We start from the raw sequence: 13,436 nt of genomic DNA, 5'->3' as shown, positions 1-13,436 counted from the left end.
CGGCTCAGCGTCAACCGGAAAACATGGCTTTCGCGAAGTTCCGCCGCCCTGCCGTGCCTCCGGCCAAAAACTTCGGCACGAAGACGCCTGAATACGCAGAACTCCGTCAGCCTACATGAAAAAGCGTGTTGAAAAGCTTGGGGTCAAGACTGTCAGCGGCAAAGGTCGTACCCTCAGTCAGCACGCTGACCGCGTCGTGGCTATGCAGGCTTTCCTGATGGCTGGCAATCACGCGGAAATCGCCTACGCGCTCCTCCTTCAGCAACTCCTCGCAGAACAGCCGCGCCGCGTCCTCGACAAAGATCGGGTTGGCGGCGTTCAGTTCTGCAAAAGCCTGTTCATCCTCGCGCTTGACCATGACCTGGGTCTCGGTCTGCACCGCGCGCCGCGCCAGGTCGATCAGATCTTCGAACCACAGACAACCCTCGCCCAGAACCTCGACCGACAGCCGCGCCACCGACCGTTGCGAATGCGGTGTCGCCAGCTGCCCGCGCGATTGCCGCGCATGTTCGCTCAGTTCCAGCGAACACGGGCAGGTGGACGAATAGACATAGTCCAGATGCATGAACTTGCGGTGCAGCCCGTCGCGCTCAACCAGCTCCAGGGCGATATCGTAGAACTGGAACCCCTCCAGCCCCGAACGCAGGGATTTGATCTTCATCGGATAGGAAAACCGCATCTGTATGCGCGCGTCGAAACTGTCGAGATCGGTGATGTAATCCTTGAGCGCCGCCTCAATCACCTCGAAGCTGAAGGTTTTTTGCGCGTGCTTGTAGAAGGACCGCATGATGCGTGACATGTTGATGCCCTTCTTGCCCGCCTCCAGGCTGACCGTGCCGGTCACCGAAGTCTCCAGCGTCAGGTCATCGGCATCGCGGCTGTGAAACCGGATCGGCAGGCGGAAGTTTGAAATGCCCACATGCTGCAGGTGCTGCTTGGCCCCGCGGATCAGCGAGCTTGGGCCGTTCTGCAGATCGGGCAGCGAAGCGCGATACACCTCGTCCACCGTGAATTCCTCGGGATAGGCGCGCGCAAGCGGCGGGTAATTCGCAACCTCGTGCCCCGGCAACAGCCGTGCGACGGCGGGGTCCAGATCAGCAACTTCTTCGGGGGTCGCGGCACGGGCCCAGGCGCGCAAGACCGCCAGCGCCTGATCCGCATCATCGCGCCCGGGCGCCTTTTCCATGTCTGAAGACAGAATGTTCATGGGCGTTTCCTAATTCCTGTGCCGCACACTGATATATAGCCGGACGGATGAAATTGCTAACCCCGTAACCAAATCATTGAAATGCGGCATCTTTGCCCGGTTTCCATACCGGTCAAGAAATTCAGCGCCACCGATGCTACCACCAGCGGTCGCGCTAAACGGCGTCCAGTGCCTGCAGCAGATCGGCCAGCACATCATCCGTGTCCTCGATCCCGACACTCAGCCGGACCAGGCCCGGGCTGATCCCCAGCGCAGCTTTCTGATCGTCAGGTAGCCGCTGGTGCGTGGTAGTGGCGGGGTGCGTGATGATCGATTTTGCATCGCCCAGATTGTTCGAGATCAGGATGATCCGCAGCGCGTTCAGAAAACGGAATGCGGCATCCTTGCCGCCCGCCAGTTCCAGCGCAACCACGGTGCCGCCCTTGCCCATCTGGCGTGTTACCAGCTCGTTCTGCGGATGGGTCGCATGACCGGGATAGATCACCCGGCGCAGTTTTTCATGCGCTTGCAGCGCCTCGGTCAGCGCCAGCGCCGAGGCCGCCTGAGCCCGCACCCTCAGGTCGATCGTCTCAAGCCCCTTCAGCATGACCCAGGCGGTAAAGGGCGACATCGACCCGCCGGTATGTTTCATGTAGGGCTCGACCGTGCCCCGGATATAGTCTCGACTGCCCAGGATGACCCCACCCAGGGCACGCCCCTGCCCGTCGATATGTTTGGTTGCGGAATAGACCACCACATCGGCACCCTGCGCGATGGCATTGGAAAAGACCGGCGTGGCAAAGACGTTGTCCACCACCACCTGTGCACCCACCGCATGGGCCAGGTCGGCCACCGCCTGAATATCGACCACTTCCAGCGTCGGGTTGGCAATGGTCTCGAAAAAGACCAGCTTGGTGTCATCCCGAATGGCCGCGCGCCACTGGTCCAGATCGGTGCCATCGACAAAGCTGACCTCGACGGCGTAGCGGGTCAGGATCTCTTCGAGCACATAGAGGCACGAACCGAACAGAGCGCGCGCCGCGACCACGTGATCGCCCGCGGCCAGCATCGAGGTCAGCGCACCGGACACCGCCGCCATGCCGCTGGCGGTGGCAAAGGCGTCCTCGGCCCCTTCCAGCGCGGCGATACGCTCTTCGAACATCGCGACCGTCGGATTGCCGTAGCGGGCATAGATGAACTCGTCCGGGCCGCTTTGCAAAAACCGCGCTTCCGCGGCCTCGGCACTGTCATAGACAAAACCCTGGGTCAGGAAAATCGCCTCGCTGACCTCGTTATACTGGCTGCGGCGCGTACCGCCGTGAACCAGCTTGGTGCGTGTGTTCCAATCGTCGCTCATCGTTGCCCTCCGGGGCGGCGCCCGCCCACAAAAAAACTCCCGTCGCGGTCAAGCGAAAGGAGTTCCCCCGTCTGACCTCTTTAGCGGTGTTGTTTAACGTGGCCCGCAATCCGGTAACAAATCGCCACGTCGCTTCTTTAGCGCCGCCGGGGGCGGGCGTCAACTGGTCGCCAGCGCCTTGCTAGCGGGTCAACTGCGTTTATCGGGGGTCAGGCGCCGGTCTGGTTTTCGCTGGCCGTGGGCAGCACCGACAGCACCATCAACCAGTAGAAGGCATGTAGCGCCAGTACCAGAACCGGCATGAGGCTGATCCAGACAGAGAGCGTTTCGAAGGCGATCAGCAACTCGTTCACGCCAATCACGACCGCCGCGACGATGGCGTTGATCCGCAGCAGGCTGACGGGTGCGCTGACCTGATGCGGCATCCGCCCTTCGGGCACGACCCGGTCCAGCATCTCCTGCTCTCGCATGATGCCCCAGACCATGACGATCAGGAATACCAGGCAGAAAAACGTCACCACTCGCTGCGTGAAAAGCGGGCTTCCCAGCCAGAGCTGCAGCGCCGCTACCGCGATGATGATCGAGACGGGAATGACCAGCATCCGGGGTTTGCCACGCTCGACCTTCTGCAGGCTTAACGCCGCACCCGGCAGGTTGCGCCAGATCACGTAGGCCTGCGCCGTCACACATGCAATGACAAAGGCCTTGTCCTCCGACACGCCCCAGAACCGCAGGCCGAACCACAGTATGACCATTACCAGCACCGGTAACAGATTACCGGGCCGGATGGGTGGGATCGAGGTGGTGAGATGCCAGACACGGCTGGTAACACGCTTTAACATGCCATCGGGATAAGCGCGAAATGCGGCTTAAACCCGGCGAGGATATGAGCATTCAGGGGAATTCCACCCAACAGCAGACAGGCCGGCGATCAATCCGCCTTGTCTTCGCCGGTGCCGTGGTCACTGAAAAGCCGCCCCTGCGTCATGAAAAAAAGGAAGATCGCGGCAGTCAGGCCAAAGGTTTTGAAGTAGACCCAGGTTTCTTCGCTCTGGGTTCGCCAAATCAATTCGTTCAGCGCGGCAAGGGCCAGGAAAAACGCGGTCAGACGGCGGGTCAGGATCATCCAGCCCTCGTCGGTCAGGGGCATCAGCCCCTCCATCACCGATTGCAGATAGGACCGCCCGCGCAGCAACCCCAGCCCGAGGATGCCGCCAAAGAGCAGATAGATGATGGTGGGCTTCATCTTGAAGAATTTCGGTTCGTTGAACCAAACGCTCAGCCCGCCGAAAACCACGATCAGCACCGCGGTGACGACCTGCATTCTTGACAGGTGCCCGGTCAATTTCCACAGGATGGCCATCGACAGCAGGAAAACGGGAATGAATCCGGCGGTCACCACGACAAAGCCGGCATATTCGGTCCCGCCAATGGTAAAGACCCGGTCCTTCAGCCACAGGTAGGCAACGAAGAACGCCAGGATCGGGCCCAGTTCCAATGCGGTTTTCACCTTTCCGTCAATCTGTTTTTCGGCCATTGCCGGCACGCTCCTCTGCTATCCGCCCATTTCAACTATGACCGCGCCCGCCGCAATCAATGCCATCAGGGCAATTCGGCGCGGGCCGACCGTTTCACGCAACACCAGCCAGCCGATCAGCGCGGCGAAGACAACGGATGTCTCGCGCAGGACGGCCGCCTCGCCCACCTTGTCCAGCCGCGTCGCCAGCATGATCGACCCGAACGAGAGAAACGCCACCAAAGCTCCGATGAAACCGCGCTTCAGCAGCGGCACCATCGGCGGGCGATCCGGCATTCTGCGCCAGCGCAGGTAGGCAAAACCGGGCAAGGTCATGCCCTCGAACATGAAAAACCACGCCAGGAACGAGAACGGATTTGCCGTCGCCCGAATGCCGTAGGCGTCATAGGTTGTGTAAAGCGCCACGAAAAGCCCGGTCAAGACCGCCAGCACCAGCGCGGCGGGCAGCGTTTCACGGTCCGTCACCAGAAAGATCAGGTTATAGACGGCCAGCCCGAAAATCCCGGTCAGCAGGACCCCGACCCCAAGCCACTGCATGGCGGTGAAGGTTTCCGAGAATATCAGGTAGGCGCCGATCACGGCAAAAAGCGGCCCCGTGCCGCGCACCACCGGATAGACCACCGTGTAGGCCCCTTTAGTGTAGGCCAGCGCCTGAAACACCTTGTAGACCACATGGATCAGGACCGCGCCCGCGAAAATCGGCCACATATGCGGCTCGGGCAGCGGTACGACGAAAAACGCAAGCGGTGCGGCCAGCAGGAACAGCCAGAGGTCGATCGCACCACGGGTCAGCCACGGGTCGAACCGCCCCTTCTGCAGCGCGCCGAATACCGCGTGAAGAAACGCCGCGATCAACGCCAGCGCGAGGGCCAGGTTGTGGCCTTCTGCAGTCCCTTCGAGTGAGACCAGCCACTCGCTCATTTCCGCCCATCCGCCGTGTGGCGTGAATTCCGCGCGGTCATCAGCGCTCCAGCCCGGTCAGCGCGGCCGCGAATTCCTCGGGGTCGAACGGGGCCAGATCATCGATCTGCTCGCCCACGCCGATCGCATGGATGGGCAGCCCGAACTTGTCGGCCAGCGCCACCAGCACCCCGCCCTTGGCAGTGCCGTCCAGCTTGGTCATGACCAGGCCCGATACATCGGCCAGCTTCTGGAAGGTCTCGACCTGGCTCAGCGCGTTCTGGCCGGTGGTGGCGTCAAGCACCAGCAGGGTGTTATGCGGCGCGGTCTCATCCTTCTTGCGGATCACCCGGACGATCTTGGCCAGTTCCTCCATCAGGTCAGCGCGGTTCTGCAACCGGCCGGCGGTATCGATCATCAGCAGGTCGGCGCCGTCCTTCTGGGCCTGTTCCATCGCGTCAAAGGCCAGGCTGGCCGGGTCCGAACCCTCGGGCGCGGTCAGCACGGGCACGCCCGCCCGGTCGCCCCAGACCTGAAGCTGCTCAACCGCCGCGGCGCGGAACGTATCGCCCGCAGCGATGACCACGGACTTGCCCGCGGCGCGGAACTGGCTGGCAAGCTTGCCGATGGTCGTGGTCTTGCCGGAACCGTTCACCCCCACCACCAGCACCACCTGCGGGGTCTTGGGATAAAGCGGCATCGGCCGCGCCACGGGCGCCATGATCCGGGCAACCTCGTCAGACAGCAACTCCTTGATTTCCTGCGTGGAAAGCCGTTTCCCCATGCGCCCTTCGGCCATGTTCGCCGTCACCCGCAACGCCGTGTCGACCCCCATGTCGGCGGTGATCAGCAACTCTTCGAGTTGTTCCAGCATGTCGTCATCCAGCGCCCGGCGGATGACGGTCTGCTTTTCGGACCGCCCCAGAAGGCGCCCCAGCAGGCCCGGCTTTTTCGCCTCGGGCGCGGGTTCCGGTTCCGGTTCCGGTTCCGGTTCCGGTTCCGGTTCCGGTTCCGGTTCCGGTTCCGGTTCCGGTTCCGGTTCCGGTTCCGGTTCCGGTTCCGGTTCCGGTTCCGGTTCCGGTTCCGGTGAAAGTGTCTCGGATTCGGGCCGTGCTGCAAGCACCTCTGGCTCTGGCTCTGGCTCTGGCTCTGGCTCTGGCTCTGGCTCTGGCTCTGGCTCTGGCTCTGGCTCTGGCTCTGGCTCTGGCTCTGGCTCTGGCTCTGGCTCTGGCTCTGGCTCTGGCTCTGGAACGGGTTCGGATACCGGCGCCCCGGTGTCAACAGCCTGGGTCTGGGCCTCGATCACCTCTTCCTCGCCACCCTCTTCGACGATTGCGTCAAGGCCTTCCTCGATCCTTGAAGACGACCGGAACAGCCGTTCCTTGAGTTTCTTGAAAAACGCCATGCGTCCCCCGCGCCGATATCTTGTCCCCACCTAATGCGGATCACCGGCAGATGGAAGCCTCAGCCGATCACCGCCCACAAGATCAGAAGCTGCGCGCCATAGTACAGTGCCCATAGCGACCACTCCGCCGGGGCGTACCAGCGGCTTTGCGGCGAAAGGCGGAACAGCTGAACTGCCAGAATCGTATCCGATGCCACAAACGCCCCGGCCCCGATCAGTGCCATGCTCACCATGCCGGGCAGCGCGAGCGCGGCGATGCCCATGCCGGTAATCAGCACGACATAGAGCCGGACCGGCCCGCGCAGGGCGGCAGTATAGGGGATGAGCCAGACCTCGGTCGATATGGCATAGGCAACCAGGGCCAGAACCGGGAAGAGCGCCGGCCAGCCGGTGGCCAGCGAAGCAAAGAGGACGATATAGGCCAGATGCGCCAGGGCAAAGCTGCCCAACCCGACCAGAAAGGCCCGGTCACCCGCCCGTGACAGCGCCAGATCCCCAAGCGCCGACAAGGCCAACGCCAGCACCAGAAGATCCGGCCCACCCGCCAGCCCGGCCACCAGCGCCAGCATGGCGACGGGGACCGTCTTGAAAATTGTCCGCAGCACGGAGGGGGCCCGGCGACAATACCAGAGCCCGTATGCCGCAGCGCAAACCGCGCTGGTCGCCGTCAGTGTTGCAATCACACTTCGTCGGGAAAATGCTTCATCGTCAGGCGGATCGGGTTGGGCGCAGCCTGTCCCAGCCCGCAGATCGACGCATCGGCCATCGCGGTGCAGAGCTCTTCCAGCAGCGGTTGATCCCACTTGTCGGCCTGCATCAGCTTGACCGCCTTTTCGCAGCCCACGCGGCAAGGCGTGCACTGGCCACAGCTTTCATCCTCGAAAAACCGCAGCATGTTCAGCGCGGCCTCCCTGGCGCTGTCCTGATCCGACAGAACGACAATCGCCGCCGACCCGATGAAGGTGCCGTGTTCCTGCAAAACGTCGAAATCCATCGGGATGTCGGCCATCGACGCGGGCAAGAGCCCCGCCGAAGGGCCACCGGGCTGGTAGGCCTTGAACGCATGCCCGTCCAGCATCCCCCCGCAGGCCTCGATGATGTCTTCCATGGTTGACCCCGCGGGCAGCAGATGAACACCCGGTTTCTTTACACGGCCCGACACCGAGAACGAGCGCAGCCCCTTGCGGCCGTTCTTCTCGACCCCGCTCAGGATCTCGCCGCCCTCGCGCAGGATGCGGCAGACCCAGTGCAGGGTTTCGACATTGTTGACCAGTGTCGGGCGGTCGAACACGCCCACCTGCGCCACGAAGGGCGGCCGGTGACGCGGCAGGCCGCGCTTGCCCTCGATCGATTCGATCATCGCGCTTTCCTCGCCGCAGATATAGGCGCCCGCACCCCGGCGCAGGTCGATATAGCCCGCGGGCACGATGTTCGCGTCCTCCAGCGCCGAGATTTCGCGGCGCAGGATTTCCAGCACGGCGGGGTATTCATCGCGCATGTAGATAAAACAGGTCTCGGCCTCGACCGCCCAGGCGGCGATCAGCATTCCCTCAAGGAAAACATGGGGTTCCCGTTCGAGGTAAAAGCGATCCTTGAAGGTACCGGGCTCACCTTCGTCCCCGTTTACCGCTAAGTAACGCGGACCGTCAGCGTCGCGCACAAAGCCCCATTTCCGACCCGAGGGGAAACCGGCGCCGCCCAGGCCGCGCAGACCGGAATCGAGCAGCGTTTGCTGGATCGTCTCAAAGTCACCGTTCTCGCGCAGATCGGCCAGCGTGTCATACCCGCCCGCGGCGCGATAGGCGTCAAACGCCTGATATTCGGGCACATGGGCATGGGTATCGCCATCCGCAATCGCCGCGCGGACCTTTTCCGGCGTGGCATGGTCGATATGGTTATGGCCCAGTTCCAGTACCGGCGCCGTGTCGCAGCGGCCCATGCAGGGCGCCCGCAAAACGCGCACCTCGGACGCATCCAGCCCGTCCTCCAGCGCCTTTTGCAGCTGCTGTGCACCGGCCAGTTCGCAGGCCAGCGAATCGCAGACCCGGATCGTCAGCGCGGGCGGCGGCACCTCGCCTTCCTTGACCACGTCGAAATGGGCATAGAAGGTGGCGACCTCATAAACCTCGGCCTGGGAAATGCGCATTTCCTCGGCCAGAGCGCGCAAGTGCGCGGCCGAGAGATGACCGAACCTGTCCTGGATCAGGTGCAGGTATTCGATCAGCAGATCACGGCGGCGCGGGGAATCGCCCAGCAAATCCCGGACTTCGGACCACGCCTGATCATCCAGCTGGCGGCCCTTGGGGGTATGCCGCCCCTTGCCTTTGCCCGATTTCCACACGCCCTTGCGTTCATCCAGTGCCATGCGTCGCCCTCTGACTTGCTCCGGCCCGACAGATAGCGCCGTCGACAGATCAAAGCGACAACAAAAGCGACAATCGCACCCCCGGAAACGTTCCACCCTGCCCAAAAACCTCTCGATTTCGCCCATTGGGCGCCGGATTCGCCCGTTAGGGCGGTGCGGTATTCGATCGAAGAGGCCGCGATGATCCTGTTTGCGCTTGCCACGTTCAGCCCTGCCGTGCTGATCCTTGCCGCCCTGCTTTGGGGCGGTGCCTGGGCGTGGCTCGCCGCAGGTTTTGTCACCCTGCTTGCGTTTTCGCTGGACCGGCTGGTGCCGGAGCAGATCGAAAACGCCGACCCGCAGGCCGAATTCCCGGGCGCCACCCGCTTGCTCATCACACTTGGTATGGCCCACCTGCTGCTGCTGTCCGCGGGCGTCTGGGCCGTGGGCGGAAACAGCGGGCTGACCGGCCTGGAGAGCGGGTTGATCGCAGCGTCGGTTTCCCTGTTCTGCGGGCAGGTCTCGCATCCGGTGGCGCATGAGTTGATCCACAAACCCGGACGCAGGGCGCGGCTGCTTGGACAGGTGATCTATTCGTCGATGATGTTCGGCCATCACGCCAGCGCGCATCTTCGGGTGCATCACGTTCATGTCGGCACCGCGGCGGATCCGAACAGCGCCGCCCTGGGCGAGAGCTTCTATCGCTTTGCCCTGCGCGCCTGGCCCCAGGGTTTCATGGCAGGATTGCGGGCGGAAAACCGGCTGCGCCGGGGTCAGCCGGTCTGGCGGCATCCCTATGTGCTCTATGTCTCGGTTGCCGGGCTGACCATGACCGGCGCGGGAATGCTGGCAGGTCTGCCGGGGGTTTCGGCGCTGCTGATGATAAATATCTATGCCCAGCTTCAGATCCTTGTGGCCGATTATGTGCAGCACTACGGGCTGCGCCGGCATATCCTGGCCGATGGCAGGCCGGAACCCGTCGGCCCGCAGCATTCCTGGAATACGCCGCACTGGTTCACCTCGGCCATGGCGCTGAATGCGCCACGTCATTCGGATCACCACGTCACGCCCGCGCGCCCCTTTCCCGCCCTGCAGCTGGACGAGGACAAGATGCCGTGCCTGCCCTATTCGCTGCCGATCATGGCCGGCATCGCCCTGGTTCCGCCTGCCTGGCGGCGGGTCATGGATCCGCGCTGCGCCCGATGGCTGCCGATGTGGATCGACCGCCCCGCAGCAAATGCCTGCGACATCCCGCCTGCCATCGTCGCCCGGGCAAAACCGGCTGGTGAAGACGGCGCCGTTCTGCCAGAGTTGGCCCATGCGAAACCTGATGCCGATCCTGTGCCTGACCTTTGGCGGCACCACCGCCGCCGCCAGCGACCTGATGACAGCGGATGAGTTCGATGCCTATACCCGCGACAAGACATTCTACTATGGCAACCAGGGCCAGCCCTACGGCGCCGAGGAATACCTGAACAACCGCCGCGTCATCTGGACCTTTCTGGACGGCCAGTGCGAAATGGGCCACTGGTATGACCAGGGGGAACAGATCTGTTTTCTGTACGAAAACAAGCCCGAGCCGCAATGCTGGAGCTTTCGGCGTACCCAGGACGGTCTGATCGCGCAGTTCGAGAACGATCCCGGCCAGACCGAGCTATATGAGGTCGAAAAGCGCCATGAACCCCTCGATTGCCCTGGTCCCGATGTCGGCGCCTGATTTACTTTCTGCAATCTCGCACAATCACATATGCACATCAAATGGCTAAAAGTTATACATAGCGAACATACTCACGGTGACTTCGCCTAGGGTCCGGCTTAGAACAGGTTTCCCTGATCCGGCGTATCCTTCTTGGGCTTGACGGGTTTTCTTGCCGGGTTTTCAGTGCGATCCAGAGACAAGCGGCCATCGGCAAACTCGATTTCCAGCGCCTTGGCCTTGCCTGCCGCGGCCCTGGTCGTCACGACCCCGCCATCGCCGCGCACCACCGCATAGCCACGCTCAAGGGTGGCCTTGTAGCTGAGCGTTTCGCGCAGCCTGTCGATGGCGGTGATCCGGTCCCGCCAGGTAGCGATCTGGCGCGCGGCCGCGGTGGCGAGCCTGTGGTTCAGCCCGTCAAACTCCTGCGATCTGCGGCCGATATCCGCCCGCAGCGCCCGCAGGTTCAGCCGGGCGGCGGTGTTCTGCAGCCTCTGCCGGTCATTCTGGACCGCGCGACGCAGTAGGCCCGGCCGCAGCGCCCCCGACGCCTCGTACAGTTTCACCCGGCGGGCCTGAACCGAACGGATCAGCGCTGCGGGCAGCCTTTCGCCCCAGGTATCCAGACGCTGCCGCGGCGAATCGAGCAAGCCGTCCGCCCGTGGCAAGGCCCGCGACAGGTCCCGCAACCGCTGCCCGCGCGCGGTAATTCCCGAGGTCAAGGCATGGGTCAGCCGTGCCTCCTGGCCGTCCAGCCATGACAGGAGTTCGAGCCGGACCGGCACCGCCATCTCGGCGGCTGCCGTCGGCGTTGGTGCGCGCCGGTCCGACGCGTGGTCAATCAGGGTCGTGTCGGTCTCGTGCCCGACGGCGGAAATCAGCGGGATGTCGCTGGCCGCCGCCGCGCGCACCACGGATTCCTCGTTGAATCCCCAGAGATCCTCGATCGAGCCGCCGCCGCGCGCCACGATGATCAGGTCGGGCCGGGGCAACGCGCCGCCCGGCGTCAGGGCGTTGAACCCGTTGATGGCGCGTGTCACCTCGGGCGCGCAATTGGCCCCCTGCACGGCCACAGGCCAGATCAGCACCTTGCGGGGAAACCGGTCACGCAGGCGGTGCAGGATATCGCGGATGACCGCCCCCGAGGGCGAGGTCACAACGCCGATGATATCCGGCAGATAGGGAATTTCCTTCTTGCGCGCCGGATCGAACAGCCCCTCTGCCGCCAATTGCTTGCGGCGCTTTTCCAAGAGCGCCATCAGCGCGCCCTGCCCGGCCACCGCGACCTCGTCGACGTTCAGATTGTATTTGGACTGCGCCCCGAACGAGGTCAACCGGCCGGTCACGACCACCTCCAGCCCTTCTTCGGGAACGACTGACAGCGATGATATCTGGCCCTTCCACGTGGTGCAGGCGAGAACGTTCTTGTCGTCCTTGACATCAAAGTAGAGATGCCCTGACCGGGCCCTGAACACGCGGCCAACCTCACCCCTGACCCGTACCCGACCAAAGGTGCCTTCGAGCGTGCGCTTCACCTCGCCGGAGATTTCCGACACGGTATATTCGGGCAGGTTCCGCCCCGGCTGCGGATCGTCAATCAGCTCAGACATGCCCCATCAATGACCGATCCCACGGGCAAAGAAAAGTGCCCGCTTGCCTCTGCCCCGCGCGCCGCCTATTCAGACCCCGATCACCGAAGCGGGAGGCACGCATGAATATTCTGATCCTGGGCAGTGGCGGGCGCGAACACGGGCTGGCCTGGGCGGTGATGCAGAACCCCAAATGCGACCGGCTGATCGTGGCGCCGGGCAATGCCGGGATCGCGGATATCGCCGATTGCGCCGATCTGGATATCATGAGCGGCGCTGCCGTGGTGGCCTTTGCCGAGGAAAACGCCATCGACTTCGTGATTGTCGGGCCCGAGGCGCCGCTGGCTGCCGGGGTCGCGGACGATCTGCGCGCCGCCGGTTTCCTGGTGTTCGGCCCGTCACAGGCCGCCGCGCAACTGGAGGCCAGCAAGAGCTTCACCAAGGAAATCTGTGATGCCTCGGGCGCGCCCACTGCCGCCTACGCCCGGTTTACCGACGCCGGTCCGGCGCGCGACTATGTGCGCAGCCAGGGCGCGCCGATCGTGATCAAGGCCGATGGCCTGGCGGCGGGCAAGGGCGTCATCGTCGCGATGACAACGGACGAAGCCCTCGCCGCGATTGACGACATGTTCGGCGGCGCCTTTGGCGGTGCCGGGGCCGAGGTGGTGATCGAAGAATATCTCGACGGCGAGGAGGCGTCATTCTTTGTCCTGTGTGACGGCGAAACGGCGCTGCCGATGGGCACCGCGCAGGATCACAAGCGCGTGGGCGAAGGCGATACCGGCCCCAATACCGGCGGGATGGGGGCCTACAGCCCCGCGCCGGTGATGAGCGATGCGGTGACCGACAGGGCGCTGAACGAGATCATCAAGCCGTCGCTGGCCGAGATGTCACGCCGCGGCACCCCGTTCCAGGGCATTCTCTTTGCCGGGCTGATGGTGAAGGACGGACAGCCCAAGCTGATCGAGTACAACGTGCGCTTCGGCGATCCTGAATGCCAGGTGCTGATGATGCGCCTGGGCGCCCAGGTACTGGACCTGCTCCAGGCCGCCGCCGAAGCCCGGCTGAACGAGGCACAGTTGACCTGGGCCGACGATCATGCGCTGACCGTCGTGATGGCAGCCAGCGGATATCCGGGCAGTTACGCGAAGGGTTCGGCCATCAACGGGCTGGAGGCGATCCCCGAGGACAGTTTCAACATGGTCTTTCACGCGGGAACCGCCCGCAAGGACGGTCAGATCGTGGCCAACGGCGGGCGGGTGCTGAATGTCACGGCGCGCGGAGATACATTGGCGGAGGCGGCAGAACGCGCCTATGCAACGGTCGACCGCATTGACTGGCCTGAAGGATTCTGCCGCCGCGATATCGGCTGGCGCGCGCTCTGATCATTGCCGGGTTTCGAATTGCTTGCGCAATCCGACA

The 13,436-nt window shown here is 63.6% G+C and carries 12 protein-coding genes and 1 riboswitch; of the genes, 3 read left to right on the top strand and 9 right to left on the bottom strand.

What is annotated here, in order from left to right:
• Positions 1–106: 106 nt before the first annotated feature.
• From folE2 to AAFO92_RS17345, 8 genes are all read right to left on the bottom strand, one after another.
• The gene (gene folE2 / locus AAFO92_RS17380; protein ID WP_347537249.1) at positions 107–1,207 is read right to left on the bottom strand and encodes a GTP cyclohydrolase FolE2; all 1,101 of its coding nucleotides are present in this window, start codon (positions 1,205–1,207) and stop codon (positions 107–109) included.
• 154 nt (positions 1,208–1,361) lie between these two features.
• Positions 1,362–2,543, bottom strand: a complete 1,182-nt coding sequence (gene metZ, locus AAFO92_RS17375) for an O-succinylhomoserine sulfhydrylase (RefSeq protein ID WP_347537247.1) — start codon at positions 2,541–2,543, stop codon at positions 1,362–1,364.
• Positions 2,544–2,602: 59 nt separating this feature from the next.
• A riboswitch (SAM riboswitch) is annotated at positions 2,603–2,681 on the bottom strand.
• Between the two features lie 71 nt (positions 2,682–2,752).
• Positions 2,753–3,385, bottom strand: coding sequence for a hypothetical protein (locus tag AAFO92_RS17370; RefSeq protein ID WP_347537245.1), 633 nt, complete (start codon positions 3,383–3,385; stop codon positions 2,753–2,755).
• Positions 3,386–3,474: 89 nt separating this feature from the next.
• Positions 3,475–4,080, bottom strand: coding sequence for an inner membrane-spanning protein YciB (locus tag AAFO92_RS17365; RefSeq protein ID WP_347537244.1), 606 nt, complete (start codon positions 4,078–4,080; stop codon positions 3,475–3,477).
• An 18-nt stretch (positions 4,081–4,098) separates the two neighbouring features.
• Complete coding sequence (locus AAFO92_RS17360) at positions 4,099–5,001, bottom strand: EamA family transporter (RefSeq protein ID WP_347537242.1); 903 nt, start codon at positions 4,999–5,001, stop codon at positions 4,099–4,101.
• Positions 5,002–5,041: 40 nt separating this feature from the next.
• Positions 5,042–6,385 (bottom strand): signal recognition particle-docking protein FtsY, encoded by a 1,344-nt coding sequence (gene ftsY / locus AAFO92_RS17355; protein WP_347537240.1) that lies wholly within the window; start codon positions 6,383–6,385, stop codon positions 5,042–5,044.
• Positions 6,386–6,444: 59 nt separating this feature from the next.
• The gene (locus AAFO92_RS17350) at positions 6,445–6,990 is read right to left on the bottom strand and encodes a lysoplasmalogenase family protein (RefSeq protein ID WP_347537238.1); all 546 of its coding nucleotides are present in this window, start codon (positions 6,988–6,990) and stop codon (positions 6,445–6,447) included.
• A gap of 74 nt (positions 6,991–7,064) precedes the next feature.
• The gene (locus AAFO92_RS17345) at positions 7,065–8,750 is read right to left on the bottom strand and encodes an NAD(P)H-dependent oxidoreductase subunit E (protein WP_347537236.1); all 1,686 of its coding nucleotides are present in this window, start codon (positions 8,748–8,750) and stop codon (positions 7,065–7,067) included.
• Positions 8,751–8,903: 153 nt separating this feature from the next.
• Here AAFO92_RS17345 and AAFO92_RS17340 point away from each other — a divergent pair, with 153 nt between their 5' ends.
• Both AAFO92_RS17340 and AAFO92_RS17335 read left to right on the top strand, forming a co-directional pair.
• The gene (locus AAFO92_RS17340; RefSeq protein WP_347537235.1) at positions 8,904–10,127 is read left to right on the top strand and encodes an alkane 1-monooxygenase; all 1,224 of its coding nucleotides are present in this window, start codon (positions 8,904–8,906) and stop codon (positions 10,125–10,127) included.
• Positions 10,048–10,446: a hypothetical protein gene (locus AAFO92_RS17335; protein WP_347537233.1), complete on the top strand. Its 399-nt coding sequence runs from the start codon at positions 10,048–10,050 to the stop codon at positions 10,444–10,446. Before AAFO92_RS17340 ends, AAFO92_RS17335 begins: the two co-directional genes overlap by 80 nt.
• Positions 10,447–10,544: 98 nt before the next feature.
• Here AAFO92_RS17335 and xseA read toward each other — a convergent pair whose 3' ends face one another.
• The gene (xseA, locus tag AAFO92_RS17330; RefSeq protein ID WP_347537231.1) at positions 10,545–12,035 is read right to left on the bottom strand and encodes an exodeoxyribonuclease VII large subunit; all 1,491 of its coding nucleotides are present in this window, start codon (positions 12,033–12,035) and stop codon (positions 10,545–10,547) included.
• Positions 12,036–12,136: 101 nt separating this feature from the next.
• Here xseA and purD point away from each other — a divergent pair, with 101 nt between their 5' ends.
• Positions 12,137–13,399 carry a phosphoribosylamine--glycine ligase gene (purD, locus tag AAFO92_RS17325; protein ID WP_347537229.1) on the top strand — a complete coding sequence of 421 codons (1,263 nt, stop codon included), beginning with the start codon at positions 12,137–12,139 and terminating at the stop codon, positions 13,397–13,399.
• The last annotated feature ends 37 nt before the right edge of the window (positions 13,400–13,436 follow it).

The sequence above is a fragment of the Roseovarius sp. CAU 1744 genome (genome assembly GCF_039839345.1).
In the GTDB taxonomy this organism is placed as follows: domain Bacteria; phylum Pseudomonadota; class Alphaproteobacteria; order Rhodobacterales; family Rhodobacteraceae; genus Roseovarius.
Note: the sequence above shows the minus strand (reverse complement) of the source record. Positions and strands in the feature narration are given on the sequence as shown.